This is a genomic window from Candidatus Midichloria mitochondrii IricVA, assembly GCF_000219355.1.
Taxonomy (GTDB): Bacteria; Pseudomonadota; Alphaproteobacteria; order Rickettsiales; family Midichloriaceae; genus Midichloria; species Midichloria mitochondrii.
Map to the genome: position 1 here is coordinate 456,721 of NC_015722.1, position 15,522 is coordinate 472,242.

At 36.5% G+C, this 15,522-nt stretch carries 15 protein-coding genes and 1 pseudogene; 13 read left to right on the forward strand and 3 right to left on the reverse strand.

The annotated features are described in order from the left end of the window. Positions 1-116: 116 nt before the first annotated feature. From asd to MIDI_RS10185, 6 genes are all read left to right on the forward strand, one after another. Positions 117-1,124 carry an aspartate-semialdehyde dehydrogenase gene (gene asd / locus MIDI_RS02450; RefSeq protein ID WP_013951007.1) on the forward strand — a complete coding sequence of 336 codons (1,008 nt, stop codon included), beginning with the start codon at positions 117-119 and terminating at the stop codon, positions 1,122-1,124. Then, entirely contained in the window at positions 1,114-2,238 is a 1,125-nt protein-coding gene (locus MIDI_RS02455; RefSeq protein WP_013951008.1) for an aspartate kinase, read from the forward strand. Before asd ends, MIDI_RS02455 begins: the two co-directional genes overlap by 11 nt. Positions 2,239-2,242: 4 nt before the next feature. Further along, positions 2,243-2,455, forward strand: a complete 213-nt coding sequence (locus MIDI_RS06270; protein WP_052567674.1) for an ACT domain-containing protein — start codon at positions 2,243-2,245, stop codon at positions 2,453-2,455. Further along, positions 2,448-3,323: a branched-chain amino acid transaminase gene (locus tag MIDI_RS02460; protein WP_013951010.1), complete on the forward strand. Its 876-nt coding sequence runs from the start codon at positions 2,448-2,450 to the stop codon at positions 3,321-3,323. Before MIDI_RS06270 ends, MIDI_RS02460 begins: the two co-directional genes overlap by 8 nt. A 75-nt stretch (positions 3,324-3,398) precedes the next feature. Continuing rightward, complete coding sequence (locus tag MIDI_RS02465; RefSeq protein WP_013951011.1) at positions 3,399-4,160, forward strand: type III PLP-dependent enzyme domain-containing protein; 762 nt, start codon at positions 3,399-3,401, stop codon at positions 4,158-4,160. Further along, positions 4,161-4,433 (forward strand): hypothetical protein, encoded by a 273-nt coding sequence (locus MIDI_RS10185; RefSeq protein ID WP_160162313.1) that lies wholly within the window; start codon positions 4,161-4,163, stop codon positions 4,431-4,433. It abuts the gene before it with no gap. A 1,826-nt stretch (positions 4,434-6,259) separates the two neighbouring features. On the opposite strand, the gene MIDI_RS09270 is transcribed toward MIDI_RS10185, so the two are convergent. Then, positions 6,260-6,397 carry a hypothetical protein gene (locus tag MIDI_RS09270; protein ID WP_237697412.1) on the reverse strand — a complete coding sequence of 46 codons (138 nt, stop codon included), beginning with the start codon at positions 6,395-6,397 and terminating at the stop codon, positions 6,260-6,262. Positions 6,398-6,674: 277 nt separating this feature from the next. Between MIDI_RS09270 and MIDI_RS10580 the strand changes: the two are divergent. Further along, a pseudogene (locus MIDI_RS10580) lies at positions 6,675-7,177 on the forward strand (transposase); the annotation flags it as partial. 245 nt (positions 7,178-7,422) lie between these two features. Here MIDI_RS10580 and glyS read toward each other — a convergent pair. Continuing rightward, positions 7,423-9,027, reverse strand: a complete 1,605-nt coding sequence (glyS, locus tag MIDI_RS02480) for a glycine--tRNA ligase subunit beta (RefSeq protein ID WP_013951014.1) — start codon at positions 9,025-9,027, stop codon at positions 7,423-7,425. Next, on the reverse strand, positions 9,020-9,703 hold the full coding sequence (locus MIDI_RS02485; RefSeq protein ID WP_013951015.1) for a LolA family protein: 684 nt from the start codon (positions 9,701-9,703) through the stop codon (positions 9,020-9,022). The genes glyS and MIDI_RS02485 overlap by 8 nt, the downstream gene beginning before the upstream one ends. A 70-nt stretch (positions 9,704-9,773) precedes the next feature. Between MIDI_RS02485 and MIDI_RS02490 the strand changes: the two genes are divergently transcribed. From MIDI_RS02490 to rplJ, 6 genes are all read left to right on the forward strand, one after another. Then, the gene (locus tag MIDI_RS02490) at positions 9,774-12,791 is read left to right on the forward strand and encodes an AsmA-like C-terminal domain-containing protein (RefSeq protein WP_013951016.1); all 3,018 of its coding nucleotides are present in this window, start codon (positions 9,774-9,776) and stop codon (positions 12,789-12,791) included. Positions 12,792-13,074: 283 nt separating this feature from the next. Then, a complete protein-coding gene (gene secE / locus MIDI_RS02495; protein WP_237697414.1) occupies positions 13,075-13,263 on the forward strand; it encodes a preprotein translocase subunit SecE in 189 nt (62 codons plus the stop codon). Between the two features lies 1 nt (position 13,264). Next, the gene (gene nusG, locus MIDI_RS02500; protein WP_041185389.1) at positions 13,265-13,795 is read left to right on the forward strand and encodes a transcription termination/antitermination protein NusG; all 531 of its coding nucleotides are present in this window, start codon (positions 13,265-13,267) and stop codon (positions 13,793-13,795) included. Positions 13,796-13,814: 19 nt separating this feature from the next. Beyond that, on the forward strand, positions 13,815-14,243 hold the full coding sequence (rplK, locus tag MIDI_RS02505) for a 50S ribosomal protein L11 (protein ID WP_041185390.1): 429 nt from the start codon (positions 13,815-13,817) through the stop codon (positions 14,241-14,243). A gap of 11 nt (positions 14,244-14,254) precedes the next feature. Then, positions 14,255-14,956, forward strand: coding sequence for a 50S ribosomal protein L1 (gene rplA, locus MIDI_RS02510; protein ID WP_013951020.1), 702 nt, complete (start codon positions 14,255-14,257; stop codon positions 14,954-14,956). Positions 14,957-15,009: 53 nt separating this feature from the next. Next, positions 15,010-15,489 (forward strand): 50S ribosomal protein L10, encoded by a 480-nt coding sequence (rplJ, locus tag MIDI_RS02515; RefSeq protein WP_052567676.1) that lies wholly within the window; start codon positions 15,010-15,012, stop codon positions 15,487-15,489. The last annotated feature ends 33 nt before the right edge of the window (positions 15,490-15,522 follow it).

A 15,522-nucleotide genomic window follows, 5' to 3' on the forward strand; every position in this document is an offset into this window, starting at 1 on the left:
TCTTTTGAAGTGAAAGCGGCGCTCCTAGCCATATTCTTGAACTATAGCATATTGACATATGCTATAAGACTTTCATCCTTTGTTTCTTTATATATGTATTCTTTAGAAAGGTAATTATGTATATTTCTGTTGCCATTTTGGGGGCCACTGGCGTCGTGGGACAAAAAGCAATTGCGCTTTTAGCTAGTAACCCGCGTTTTAACATAATAGAGTTGGTTGCCTCGGATCAACGTATTGGACAAACCTTTGGTGAAGTGTGTGACTGGCGTGAACCAATCATGTCATTACCACAAGATATTTCTAAAATAAAACTAAGTTCAGCTCAAGATTTAAAGGCAGATTTTATTATTTCTTGCTTACCAGCAGATGTTGCGGAAGTAGTAGAGCTAGCCCTAGCGGAACAAGGGAAAATAGTTTTCTCAAATGCTTCTGCCTTTAGAATGCATAAAAATGTGCCATTATTAGTTCCAGAAATTAATTTTAATCATTTGTCACTATTAGAGAAGCAGGAGACAAAAGGTAAAATCATTACAAATCCTAATTGTTCGGTAGTTGGCGTGACATTGGCCCTTGTACCTCTTGTAAATTTGGGAGAGATAGAGCATGTAAGCGTGGTAACGCTCCAATCCATAAGCGGTGCTGGGTACCCAGGAGTACCTTCTCTTGATATACTGGGCAACACTATACCGCATATTTCTAATGAAGTTGAAAAAATTGCCGAAGAAACTAAGAGGATACTGGGTACTGCAGAAAATTATGCAGGCTTTTCTGTCACAACACACGTACATAGGGTACCTGTAATGTATGGCCATACAGTAACCCTACATGTTGTGTTTAAGAAAAGCGTGCGGCCTGAACAAGCAATTGAAGCTTACTTAGCCTGGAATAAAAAATATTCTGAGCTTTTTGTTATTCATAACAAAAATGGACGGCCACAAAGCGCAAAGGATTTGGCTCATAACGACATGCGTGCTCATATAGGACATTTACGTCAAGGCGATAAACCAAATATTATAGGACTTGTTTGCTTAACTCACAATCTTGTCAGAGGAGCAGCAGGTGCAGTTATTGCTAACATGGAAAGTTATATTAATTTCGTGAAAGGGATGCATTATGGTGCGTAAAATTGTTGTAAAATTTTGGGGGACGAGCGTTAAAACTCCAGAGGCAATTAGGCAAGTTGCTAAAATTCTAAGGGCTAACCCAGAAATTAAGATAGTAGTTGTGAGCGCGGTGGGGGGCGTTACAAATTCATTAGTCAATTTAATAAACGCGGACCAAGCTCAACGCCCTATTTTAATCCAAGAATTATTAAATATTCATTTGAAGATTGCGCAAGAATTAAATTTATCAATCGATGATAAGATAAAAAAAGAAGTCGCAAGGTTAGATCAATTGTTGAATACAGACATTATTGATAAAGAAAAAATTGATAATATTTTGTCTCTAGGAGAGGATCTTTCATCTCTTCTTGTATACAGCTTTCTTAATTTACAGGGCATCAAAATCGACTTAATTGATATACGCAATTATTTAATTACTGATGATCATTTCGGTAAGGCTGCGCCAGAAATAGGTATAATAAAGGAGCGTATGCAAAATCTTTCCACAAATATTTGCATTACTCAAGGGTTTATAGGTAGCACATTGGATGGTAAAACAACGACTCTTGGTAGAGGTGGATGTGATTATAGTGCAGCGCTCATAGCAGAAGCTATAGGGGCTGATGAATTACTAATATATACGGATGTCCCTGGAGTTTATACTATGGGCCCTAATACTACTGATGAAGCTCAGCTTATTGATGAGCTTAATTTTCAAGAGATTGCTGAAATGGCGAATTTTGGGGCTAAAGTACTACACCCTGCAACAATAGAACCATGCGTTAGAAGCAGAACAGGAGTACGTATTCTATCCACATTTGAACCAGAAAGAAACAGCACGCTTATAAATATCAAGGATAATAAATCCTTGGCTTCTAGAATTAGTGCAATTACGATGCGCTCAGGGCAAGTTCTTGTAACAATAACGAGTCTAAAAATGCTTAACGCTTATGGATTCCTTGCCAATATTTTCAGTATCTTAACAAAATACAAGATTAGTATAGACTTAATTATTACTAGCGAGGTGAAGGTTGCTTTGACAATAGATAATATTAGCACTGGTTCACATGCACGTAATCCATTTATTTATAATCAAGACTTGTTAAATGAGCTTAAACAATTTGCTGAAGTGTGATCGGTTGAAGATAACTTTGCTTGCAGTTATTGGTTCTAGGCTTACTGTGCCTGGTATTATACAAAAAGCCTTAGGAGTGATAGAGCCGTTCATGCTCCGATTAGTGTGTTATGGTGCTAGTAATTCCAGCATCAGCGTTTTAGTCGATAAGGAGAATGCGGTTGAGATGGCAGAGTTACTACATAAAAAAAAACTTTTAGGAGAAGCATATGTTTGATGATTTACCCGGGTCAATCTGGCTAGATGGAAAAATAGTGTCTTGGAAAGATGCGCGTATTCATGTTATGACGCATGCTCTACATTATGCGAGCAGTGTATACGAAGGCTTGCGTGCCTATGGTGATAAGCTTTTAAAGGCACATCAACACTATGAGCGCTTCCACCAATCTGCAAATTATTTAGATTTTGAGATCCCTTACGCGATAGAGGAGCTAATAGAAGCTACCGAATTTTTGGTGAAGCAAGGTAGCTACGGCCAAGGTTATGTCAGAGCTATTGCTTGGTGTGGTAGTAAAAAAATGACAGTTTCTCATAATGGGGCCAATGTACATGTGGCGATTGCGGTTTGGGAACGGCCTGTTAACTATACAGAAAGCCAATTTAAAAATGGGATTCGAATGAATATTTCCAATTGGTATAGACCTGATCCTAAAACTGCTCCTGTGCATAGCAAAGCATCGGGCTTATATATGATATCTTCAATGAGTAAGCGCTCTTCTGAGTTGCTAGGGTTCGATGATGTACTTATGCTTGATTACCAAGGGAACATAGCTGAAGCTAGTAGTTCAAATATTTTTTTAGTAGTTGATGGAAAACTTTTCACTCCTAAACCAGAATGTTTCTTAAACGGCATTACTAGAAGGACATGTCTTGATATAGCGAGAAAGTTAAACATTAATGTCTACGAAACCACGCTTACTCTTGATGATTTAGACAGAGCTCGGGAAGTATTCTTAACTGGTACAGCGATTGAAATCTTGCCTGTTGGTAGTATTGAAGGTAATGGTAAGGCATGGCAGTTTAGGCCAGCTGGAGTTACTAATGCTATTTATAATGAATTTCGAAATATTATTAGTAAATTATAATCACTATGGAACTTTGCAAAATTTGGCTTCTAGGGGCTCGTATTTCGTATATAACCCTGATAAGCTCTTATAATCATGCGAAGGAAATTGTTTCAGGGCAAGCGAAGCTATTCTTCGCATGCAAAGCCAACCTTGAGTTCAATTTTAAATACTCTGAAACATGCTGGAGTAGGTTTCGATGTTGCAAGTTCTGGGGAATTAGGCCAGTTCTATCTATTGGCGTGCTGGGGTAAAGATATGATAATGACAGGGCCAGCTAAACCAGAACGGCTGCTTAGGTTTGCACTCGAAAATAAGGTTGGCGCGTTTGTTATAGAGAATACCGCACAATTAATGTGCTTGCAAGAATTAGCAAAAGACTTGTGGATACCAACCCGACGTGTTACTAAGATTGCAGCTACAGTGGAATGGAGAGGAAAAAAATGCTGTAGGTGGGTAAATAAGACTACCGCTTTTTGGCATGGATCAGCAAACCCTGCTCGAGATATTATGCCAAAAGTGCAGCTATCTTTATTAGGATTCCAAGTTTTTCAATGGGGCAATATTCTATCGATTTACAAGTTGCGGCATGTTTGGGAAAGGAGTATGTCTACATGCAAAAGTTTAACTGAAGATTTTCGAGTTTTAGATGTTGGTAGCGGCTTTGGAATTCCCTACGCAGCAGAAGCGTCCTTAGCTTGGGAAGAGGTTAATTCTCTAGTGAATGAACTAAAAGACGCCTACAATATTAAAGAATTTTGGTTGGAGATGGGACGTTATTTGACAGGGCCTTGTGGTATTTATGTGACTTCGGTCGTCGATTGTAAAGAGACCGATGGAAAAAAATTCTCGTATTAGATAGATGGTGGAACTAATCATATCGCGAGGCCTGCATTAGTAAACGAATCTTTCCCTTTATACTTGTTACGTGAATCCGAAGCCAAACTTGCACCTTTCTTTATTCATGGAGCTTTATGTACATCGCTAGATTTCTTAGGGGAACAAATGTTACCTGAAGATACAAGAGTAGGTGACGTAATTGTTTTTTATGCAAACCGGGGGCTTCTTATGGGTTTACAGAAAGCTTGCCATTCTTTCTATGCAACGATTTGCCAGGCGAAGCTGTATTAGAGAACAAAAATTTAAGTATAATTAGAGAACCACAATCTGCACAATTTTGGTTAAAGTAAAAATGAAGAGAAAAGACATTCTGATAAGAAGTTTTGCATATGGTAGTGAACTTTCCATTCCAGTATTTTGTTGTCCTGGTACTAACAAAGGAGCACCTTTTGTTTATATACAACTGGTATCCATGGCGCTGAAGTTCAAGGGTATGTAGTTACTTTACAGCTAATTGAATATTTCAGAATAATCCACCCAAGGGGGATATTACTATTGCTCCAATTGCAAATCCTTACGGATTAAACTGTAAGATAGGAGAAATATACCTTTAGAAGATTTGATCCAGTTACTGGTGATAACTGGAATCGCAATTATGTGGATTTTAGTGGTCATGTTGATGAGTTCTTGGAAGCACACCCTAATCGGAGCTTTGAAGAATAAGAAAAAACTAGTTATCACAAAAAATTGGCTTTGCAGTTGCAAGAGCTCGCCATTTCTGCAGATATAGTCCTAGATCTTCATTGCGATACAATTTCTGTGCCGCATATTTATAGCTCTGAATATGCGATGCGCTCGGTATCTGAACTTAGAATCCCATTTGTTATAGAAATAACCAAGCATTTTTGCAGGCGCACTAGATGAAGCTATTTTTTTGTCCTTGGATTGAGTTAATTGAGAAATACAAGAAAATTAACCGACTTGAAAGCCCTATAAATATGCCAATGGAGGTCTTTACTGTAGAGTTAGGAAATCAAGAGGACATAAATACGAAGAAGTTCACGTTTGCAAACAGAAGGTATACTAAATTATCTGAGCGTTAAAGGAGTGTGCGATGCATTAGATAATCTCGAAAAGTTTAATATATATTAATGCAAACTAAAAGATTTTATTACTATTTACTCTCCGATCGGGGGGCTAATAACTGATAATGCAGATTTTGGCATTGAATACCGAGCGGAGAAGAGATTATATCTTTAAGTGCGCCGAGCCTATGGAAAGAGTTGACTACTTACCACTGACCTCATTGCAAATTCTACACATACGAAAAAACTCAGTGTCCGTCCATTCCAATCACTAGAGCTGCAAGCGTTGTTGTTAATGAAGGATGGCTTTAATGAAAAACTTATGACAAATTTTAGACATAGTTAACGAGGCTTGCTTTACATACAGCTGGAGCGGGGTAACGGAGTTGCCTTTTATCTGAGTACCGCTATAATCTGTTATGGGAAGTGTATCGGGGAACAAAGACGGTGAGAGGTAAAAATATATTGGTTTAGCCGACCCTTTGTGAAGAAACCCCGCTATATGAGTCTGCCTACATTACTTATGAAGGATTTTAATGTCAGTATATTACAAAAAGCTATTAATCTTGTAGTTCGTATAGGCAGATCTGATTATATCTTCTTTAATGAGTCTGAAAAGTTACCGGCTTAGATATATCTTCTGATTACTGCTTGCCCTACAAGGCATTGCCTAATATTTATAGGTAGAAGTTTCAAATCCAGCAAATGCCTATGTGGAAGAAGAGGGTAAGAGTAGCGCAAAGCATCCTCAGGGATTTGCTATAGCGCTTTGTTCTTCGATTAAAACGAGCTAGATAATGCCTTATTAAAGAATTCTTTGATTCTACCAATGAGATCTCAGCCTTTGTTTTGTGATGGTACGTGGAGATTTTATAGTGTTCATAAACGCTGTAATCATCTGTACACGATCAATTTTATAATGTTCTTCCAAAAGCCTAAAATGCCAGGTTCAGATAGGTTGCCTTACTCAAATGAAGCTGGTGCACACAAACAATTAAGGTTTAGTACTATTATTCATAAATAGCAGTAATGTTAATAAGTTAAGCAAGCATCTTGAACAGAAGTTTGATTATTATGGCTAGAGCCACCATTGCTATATCCAGAATTATCATCCGGATCAAAGTCTTCTATATAACGCCTTGGAAGGCCAGCAAATTGTAGGCCATGCACTGTCTGCTACTATTTCGTATAATTCTTGTAAAGAACTCATTGCTTTATATCATCATATTGGTGGTCAGATCCTTATCTCTCAAAGAAAGAGTGGTTGGGGAGCTAGAGTTATTGATCAATTACCTAAAGATTTGAAGAATTTTATCTATGCAGATTGAAACTGATCTATACAAACGGCAAGGAAAAGCAGCTACGAATTTTCAGACAAAATTTCCTAAGAATCAGTCAGATCTGGCTAGAGCAACTTTAAAAAATCCATACTTTTTTGATTTTTTAAGTTTGTCATAACTTACGTATTAGCCGTAATAAGGTCTTTAAAGGCACCGCTCAGCGTGGGAAAACGTCGACCCGGATGGTTCTTTGGCCTCAATGATCAAGGAGAGATTATGTCATTCACACTGACCTCAGTAATACAGATGATCGAGCCGTTGTCGAAAAACTGACTCAATATTTGATAGGCCTTCTATTCGGAGATCAGTGGTATATAAGCAAAAACACTGAGCAATCAAGGTATTGAGCTCATCACACGGCTTAAGAAAACAAAACCCGCTTGCGGCTTTTAAACAACTGCTTCTTGCAGGGCGTGGATTGATTGAAACAGCCATCGGAGAATTGAAAGAGATTTGCCAAATCCAGCGCCACGGCATCACTCGCCAAACAATTTCTTGGCAGACCTCTTTCTCAGGGCTCTTGGCTTATGTCCTCAAACCCATATATCTCAAATTAGGCCTCGCGCTGGCCTACTCCTTAAGTCAAACTGAGGCTAGAATACAACGCTAAACGGTTTCATCAAAAATTTCAGGAGATGAAAATAGCAGAAAAATGGTTGCTTTCTAAGTTTGTTATTTATAGCTCAAATACTCTAGGATACCAGTCTTTATAATTTGACTACGCGTCGCTCAGTCGCTTATATAACGTCTTCTACGCTTAGCTTCTATATCCAAATTAAAATACTTTTAGCTGAGCCTCACTTTAAATTCGCTACTTGTAATTTTGCATTACTTCTTAAGAATTAGAAGCAGGCCTCAGCAAATTTTTCTTTGATAGATGAAGTCTATAACATCTTGTCTTAACTCGAGTTTATTAAAATCTAAGGCTATATTATTTTGATTTAGAATCATTAACACTCCGATTGCTGCTCTTCTTAAAGCAAATGGATCTTTAGAGCCTGTTGGTTTGATATTATGAAGGAACATTTGATTCAATGTATCGAGCTTTTCTGCTAGAGCGACCACTACACTAAGTGGTTCTGTAGGTACAGAATCACTAGGGCCTTTGGGTTTGTACTGGTTTTTAATTGCGTTTGCTACTTCTATATCCTCGCCATCATTCAATGCATAATAGTAACCCATAATCCCTTGAAGTTCCGGAAATTCCTTTACCATATCGGTTAACAAATCTGCTTTCATTAGTTCTACTGCAAGTATTACTTTTTCGGTATGGCAACTAAGTTGCTCTGCAATCCTTATAGCGATAACTTTGGTGCTTTGCACTTTATCGTATACGGTACCAATTTTGTTATGAAATAACAAATTTTTTAACCGTATGACTCGTGATATTAATGTAGCTTTTTTATCATTGTTAAAGAAGAATGCAGCATCACTTAATCTAGCAGCGACAACCCTTTGGTTACTTTTAATGATTGTCTGGTTATTATTCTCTATAGTGACGTTAGCAACTATTCCAAAGAAAGGAGCGAGATTGCCTTCACTATCTTCAAACAGGAAATATTTTTGGTTGTTTTTTAAAGTAGTAATTAAAACTTCTTTTGGTAAAGGAAGAAATTTTTTATCAATTTCTCCAATTGATGGCACAGGCCACTCAACTAGGCCTGAAACTTCCTCTAAGAGATTTTGATCATTTATTAAAGAAACCCCCAATTTGCTAGCTTGATTGCTTAAATTCTCTGTTATCGTTTTTTTTCTGTTCTGCGGCCAAATTTCAACGAACGCTTTTCTTAATACGTCTTCGTATGCATCCACATTTTGGATGATAATTTTTTCTGGTGCCATGAACCTATGCCCGTAGGTATTATTATTTGATTTTATATGCCCAAAATTTACCTCAATTATTTGCTCTCCAAGTAAGCATAGAATATTATGTATTGGTCTTACCCATTTTATTTCATGGTCAGCCCAGCGCATTGATTTTGGCCAAATTAATGTGGAAATATGTTCTTGGATAATCTTTGGCAGTATGTCTGTTATTTTCTTGTTTTCTTGCTTGTTAATCCAAAAATAGAAATCTCCTCTTTGTTCTAAATGCTCCCTGGAAGAGATTTGATATTTTTTTAAAAAGCCCTCAATAGCCTGCTCAGTTGAGTTAATTCTAGGGCCCCTTATTTCTTCAGTAAAACTTGGAGTTAAGGTAGGTAAGTTATCTATAAAGAACCCTGTTCTTCTTGGTGTTGAGAAGTAACGTCCGGAAAGCTTGATTGTTTTAAATATATTCCCAATGGTATTAATGACCTCTTTAAATAAAGTTTCAGCTATAGAATTTTGCATGCTGGCAGGTATCTCTTCGCTGAAAATTTCTAATAAAAACCTGTCTACTTCCACAATCAACTTCTTTTTACTTTTTATGGGAAATAATATATAACCTAAAGCAGATAGAGTTAAAATATTAATCATCCCTTGGAGCAAAAAAACTTGGATTCTTAAATTTGAATTCAGAGTCTGTTATCGGTGTGTTGATATCTAAGTTAGTAAGTGAAATTTCCGTCAAAGTAATTTCGTCATTCACTGCGATTATTTTGTCTATAGTGAGTGTAGGTTTTCTCTTAAAATTTAATACTAAATACGGGTATTTACCCATTTCATTGATTTTTTTCTTTTTAGAAGCGATTACTTCAACGCTATTCTTTTTTTCGATTATGGATATTATATTAGCCATCTTCTTCAAAGAGATATTCTGTGTAGTAAGTAATCTAGCCAAAGTATGATCCTGGTCAATTTTGGTCAATTCTTCCATCTCGTAGTCATAGTAGGATACTTTATTGTTGTTACTAATTACTGTGATTTTTTTAGGGTTTAAATACTCCCACTTGAGTTTGCCAGGTTTCGCAATATAAAAAAAGCCAGTTCTTTCCATACCTTTTTCTGGCCCTATTTGTTTGAATTGCGCTTTGGCTGTTTTAATTTGATTTAAGTATTTCTCAACTTCTTTTATAATTTCCTGATTTTGGGCACTTGATAATTGGTACAAGAGAATTATAGATAAAAAGATAAAAAAAATGTATATATTTCTTAATTTATTAAAGATAATAAACATAAAATTGATAGGAGGAGAATTATTTGATTTACTCATAAAGGAGTTCGTTCTCTTTCTTAATTAGTGATAATGCAACTCATACCATATTAATGATTAATTCTAAAGTATGAATGAATTTTGGAGAGTAATTAGTAAATTAAAAAGTATCGTAATATTTTTTAGTGTGTTAATTATGTTTTTTATTACTATCTTAGGTAGTGGTTTTCTCTTTTTAAAATACTATGGGCCGGTCTCCTCAAAATTTATTGGAAGGCTAATAGGGACAATTTTAGAGCGCCGTATAGAAGGCACAAAAATTGAAATAGACTATGTTGAGTTGGGAGTGGAAGATAATGTTGTGGATTTCTCCGTTTTTGACCTGAAAGTCACTTATAGCCAAAATATAGTGAGAGTGCCATACCTTAAAGTGGACATCTATATGAGTAAGGTACTAAGAGGTAGCTTCATAGAGGCTCTTTCCCATATTTCGGTTTCGTCTGATATTGAGCTCAGTAGGGCGCCGAGACCTAATAACATTACTGTGAAAAAAACTCCTAAACATGCTGCAAAATCAGTGAAAGCTTATTTGATGTCTCATATTGGATTCATAAGCTATTTACCTGAATTGCTAAGAGATATTAACTTTAAAATACGGGATGTAGACAAAAAACCAGTTTTAACTTTAAGCTTAAATAGCCTCAATTTTACCTTAATTGAGGATAGGATTCTTAACTTTAGAGGAGACTTTAATGCGGGCAACGATTTTATAAATTTTGATTTTAATATTGATACTACTAACCCTAATATGATCGAGTTAGGAGGTAAGCTAAATTTTATACCTGTATCCTTATTATGGGCTAGTTCTACATATTATACAAAAATCCAGAGTAATTTAAAGCTGGACCTAATTCTAGGTGGTAAAATAGGAAAAAGTGGATTGGAATACTTAAATTTTGATGTTGTTAACTATCATGGTTTCATACAAAAGAATGATTATCTGAAACATGATATAGTACCTAAGAAATTTTTATTATCAGGCGGGGTATCAAGTCAATATGATATCGAAGCAACCTCTGTTTTGGAAGCGGATGATCTTACATTAAAAGCTTTAATTGCTAATAAGAATGGCAAATTAGTTGGTAATATAATAGCAGGAAAAATGAAGTTGAGATCAGTTTTAGATTATTGGCCTTCGTTTATTTTAGAGGAGACAAGGACTTGGTTAGTTTCAAATTTGGATAAAGGCTATGTAACAGGTGTGGATGCTAAAATTAATATTGATTTAAATGCGAGCCGCCCTATACCCAAAGAGTCTATCAACGTACGTGTGAATTTGGCGAATAATGTAGTGCGTTGTATGCCCCTACCTTATATTGTGCCGGTTGTTCACATAAATGAAGGAGTAGTCGAGGTCTCTGCTGAAGATGTTGTACTGAAGCTTAATGATGCAACTATATTAAATAGCAGAACTAATAACATGATAGGTATTATAAATTATAAGAATGAGCGGGTTGACTTGGTTTTAAATGGCAGAGTGGCAGGATTAGCACAGGATGTTATAGATATAGGTTTTGCCTATGCTCAGTCTAATAATCGAGAATTAAAAAATTTTAAGGGTGAAGCTGAGACGGAAATAAAAATAGTTGTTCCGCTAACTCAAGAGTTCGTTCTTGATGAAAGGAGTGTAGTTGTACATTCAAAAATGAAAAATGTTTCAAATAAAGACTTAAGCGGTCTAGTGAGTTTATCGCAATTTGATATTAGTGGTCAATTTATTGGAACAAAGTTAAGTGTGCGAGGAGAGGGCACCGTTAATAATGTCATCCGCGCTGGTTTTGATTTAGAGAAGAGCTTATTCAATGAGCCTGGAATTAAAACTAATGTTACTGTGCATGCTTCGATTGATGAATTGAAGAGAAACGGAATTTTTAAAAGTGAGATAGCAGATGGAGAATTAAAAGGTAATATAAGTATTTTCTTATTGGATGATCAATATAATGTTAGTGGCTCTCTTGATTTGCAACAATTAGCGCTAACTCATTCACTTGGAATTGAAAAGAAAATTGGTGAAAAAGGAGAGTTATCATTTAGTATCCATGGTACAGCTGCAAATGCTTTAATTGATATGCCGACATATTCATTGACCTTGCCGACCTTTAGTAGCGCAGGAAGTGGTATTTTAAATGAAGAAGGACTTGTGCAATTAGTTTCTGAAAAGAGCAGAATAAATGCAACTGATTTTAGCTTTAAGTATAGTAAAAGTTATCAAGGAGATATAAAGCTGCAGTTGTACGGTGATAAACTAGATTTAAGCCAAATCAATATAATCGGTTTAGTTAAAGATTCAGGTTTTGGCAAAGGTGGTAGTAATAGTTTTATTTTAAAAACAGACTTCAAAAGCATTATACTACATCAAGGGCAAACTTTAATAGCTCCTAAGATTAACTTGTCTTGCAAGGCTGGTAAATGCAGAGAGTTCTCACTGATCGGTAGTTTTTTTGATAATACTAAGATTAATATTTTCTATAGTCATCCAGTTATATCTGTAGTGACGGATTCGGCTTATAAGGCGCTAAGCGCATTTGGTTTGTATGATAGAATGGAGGGGGGAACCCTACAGTTTAAGGGAGAATTTGATGAAAAAGATCTTATGAAAGGAAGGCTATTCGTATTGGATTTTTATATCAAGAAGGCTCCTTTACTTGCAAAACTTATTTCTCCTCTCACTTCTTTTAGAGGCTTAATAGATAGCTTAAATAATAAAGGTATATATTTTGATAAGATGAGTGCAGGTATTGCCTATGATAAGAAAAAGGTATTTGTGGATGGATTAGTGATTACCGGGCCATCGCTTCATATCAAATGTTCTGGAGTTCTGAATGAAGAAAGCGGGAAAGTTTCGGGGGAAGGTATCATGGTGCCTTCTAATATAATAAATACTGCTACTAAACATATACCACTAATTGGGAAGATGCTATCAGGTGGGGAGGACAGTGGAATTATAGCAACGAATTTTTCTGTAATCGGGGATATTGACCATATGTCTATAATTATCAATCCATTTTCGATGCTAATGCCGGGCTTCTTAGGAGGTTTTTTTGATAAAGAAAAGAATTTTAGAAAAAAAGAGCAATTTCCAGAGTAAAGATTCCCTTTTTTTAAGTTGAGTTGCCTATTAATTAAAAAATAATCGAAAAATAGTGGATAGAATATTACTGATTACTTGACAGAACGCTGAAAGCAATTATACTAACCCCCGAGCTATAATAAGTTACATAGCTGGGTCTTTATAATTTGACTATGCGTCGCTCGGTCGCTCATGTAGTTTTTCTACGTTTCGCTCCTCGCATTCAGATTAAAATGCTTTAGCTACAATAATGGTAAGCTATGCCCTGATTAAGGTATAATTAATGTTTTTGAGCAAAATAGTGAAAGCAGTAAGTTTTTTAAGAGAAGTGAAACAGGAAGTAATCAAAGTTAAGTGGCCCACCTTTAGGGAAGCTGCGCTGATTTCTTTGTTTGTTATTATTGCTGCAGGTCTTGCTGGATTGTTATTTTTGCTTGTTGATTCTATCATATATAAAGCTATAAAACTGCTTCTTGGTATCGGGGGATAAAGTGAGTTCTGATTGGTATATCGTCAACACTGCATCTGGTTGTGAGAATAAAGTTGCGAAGGCTATAAGAGAAGAAGCGGTAAAAAAGGGTATGAGCGATGTTTTTGAGGAGATTATCGTACCTACTGAGCGTTATGCTGAGATAAGAAGAGGAAGAAAAGTCGATACTAAAAAGAAAATTCTTCCTGGTTATATAATCATTAAGATGCATATGAATGAAAGTGCCTGGGGGTTAGTAAAGAGAATTCCCAATGTTGCCAAATTTTTGGGAGCTGATAATAGGCCGGCTAAGGTTTTGGAGAAGGAAGTGGAGAGGATATTGAAGAAAGTTGAAGAGGGCAGTATTGCTAAGGATGCACCAGTATCTTTTGAGTTGCATGAAGTGATTAGGATAATTGATGGTCCGTTTGAAACTTTCACTGGAGTCATCGAAGAAGTTGATAACGAAAAATTGAGGTTGAGAGTGCTAGTTTCTATTTTGGGGAGAGAGGCTCCTGTAGAGCTTGAATTTGACCAAGTTGAGAAAATTTGATAAATAAGGGGGTGTTATTGTGAAAAAAAAGGTGGTTGCTGAGATAAAATTAGAGATTCCTGCGGGTAAAGCTAACCCTGCTCCTCCTGTTGGCCCTGCTCTTGGTCAGCGAGGTTTGAATATAATGGAGTTTTGTAAGCAATTTAACGACAGGACTAAGGAAATGAAGCAAGGAGCTCCAATTCCTGTGATTGTCAGTGCTTATGCTGATAAATCTTTTAGCTTTATTTTAAAGAATCCACCAGTGAGTTATTTTGTTAAAGAGTTTGCAGGTATTGCCAGTGGTTCTAAGGTCGCAGGCAGAGCAGCAGCTGGGCGGATTGCGATTGATAAGGTGAAGGAAATTGCTCAAATCAAAATGGTTGATATGAGTGTAGATGATTTAGAATCTGCTGTAAATATGGTAAAAGGAACAGCGCGTTCTATGGGTGTTCAAGTTGTAGAATAGGTTTTAAGATAATGGCACATAATAAGAGAATAAACGGAGCGAGAGCTTTGGTTGAGCGAGATAAGTTTTACACTTTAGATGGGGCTTTAAATATATTAGAGCAATACAGCGAAAAGTTTAAGAGCAAATTTGATGAGAGTGTTGAGGTTGTTTTTAAGTTAGGGGTGGATCCTAGACATTCAGACCAGATGGTAAGGGGGGTAATACTTATGCCGCATGGTTTAGGTAAAAAAGTGCGTGTTGCGGTGGTTGCTAAAAATGAACGCCATGAAGAGGCTTTGAAAGCGGGGGCAGATATTGTTGGTAGTGAAGATTTAGTAGAAAAGGTTAAAGGTGGAGAAATCAACTTTGATGTTTGTATTGCGACACCTGACTTTATGCCTAAAATGGCAACGCTTGGTAAAATCCTTGGTACTAAAGGATTAATGCCGAACCCTAAATTAGGAACAGTTTCTGATAATATAGCAATAGCGGTTAAGAACGCCAAGTCAGGTCAAGTTGAGTATAAGGTTGAGAAGGCGGGTCTAATCCATGCAGGTGTTGGTAAACTAAGTTTTGCTTTGTCAGCTCTTAAGGAAAATATTGCTGCTTTATATAATGCGGTTTTAAACGCAAAACCTGCAGGTGCGAAAGGTATATATATGCAAAAAATGTATATCGGTACTACACATGGTCCATCCGTAGCACTTGACTTGAGAAATATGCTGGTTTAGGATGCTCGCCTATTTTAAGTGATAATTAGTTTTAATGAGTTTGGAGTGAAGTAGTGAATAGGATTGCAAAGCAAGAGACCGTTGAGCGGATTAGAGCCTTATTTGAGTCAAGTGAAGTGGTTATTTTGGCACACAATAAAGGCGGACTCACTGTGTCCGCAGCTAATAATGTTCGTAAGAGCATTAAAAAAGAAGCTGATGGAAAATATTTTGTAGCAAAAAATACCTTAATGAAAATTGCTGTAAAAGGCACTCGTTGTGAAAGTTTATCAGAGCTATTAACGGGGCCAGTTTCTGTTGTATGCGCAAGCGAGCCTACTACTGCAGCTAAGGCGTTAATGAAATTTTGCAAAGACGGTGGGAGATTAGAAGTCATTGGCGGAGTAATTGGACAGGAAAAAGTAAGTGTTGAGCATATAAATATGTTAGCAACGCTACCATCACTCGATGAATTGCGTGCTAAGTTGTTGTCGCTCGTACAAGAACCTGCTAGACGAATTGCAAGGGTTATTGCTTTACATTCAGAAAAATAAAATTTTAAATTTTTAAAACAGGAGATATTGAAA

Excerpts from the sequence above, each read along its gene's own strand:
- asd (WP_013951007.1), top strand. The coding sequence starts at position 117 with ATGTATATTTCTGTTGCCATTTTGGGGGCCACTGGCGTCGTGGGACAA.
- MIDI_RS02455 (WP_013951008.1), top strand. The coding sequence starts at position 1,114 with ATGGTGCGTAAAATTGTTGTAAAATTTTGGGGGACGAGCGTTAAAACT.
- MIDI_RS02460 (WP_013951010.1), top strand. The coding sequence starts at position 2,448 with ATGTTTGATGATTTACCCGGGTCAATCTGGCTAGATGGAAAAATAGTG.
- MIDI_RS02465 (WP_013951011.1), top strand. The coding sequence starts at position 3,399 with ATGCGAAGGAAATTGTTTCAGGGCAAGCGAAGCTATTCTTCGCATGCA.
- glyS (WP_013951014.1), bottom strand. The coding sequence starts at position 9,027 with ATGATTAATATTTTAACTCTATCTGCTTTAGGTTATATATTATTTCCC.
- MIDI_RS02485 (WP_013951015.1), bottom strand. The coding sequence starts at position 9,703 with ATGAGTAAATCAAATAATTCTCCTCCTATCAATTTTATGTTTATTATC.
- MIDI_RS02490 (WP_013951016.1), top strand. The coding sequence starts at position 9,774 with ATGAATGAATTTTGGAGAGTAATTAGTAAATTAAAAAGTATCGTAATA.
- rplA (WP_013951020.1), top strand. The coding sequence starts at position 14,255 with ATGGCACATAATAAGAGAATAAACGGAGCGAGAGCTTTGGTTGAGCGA.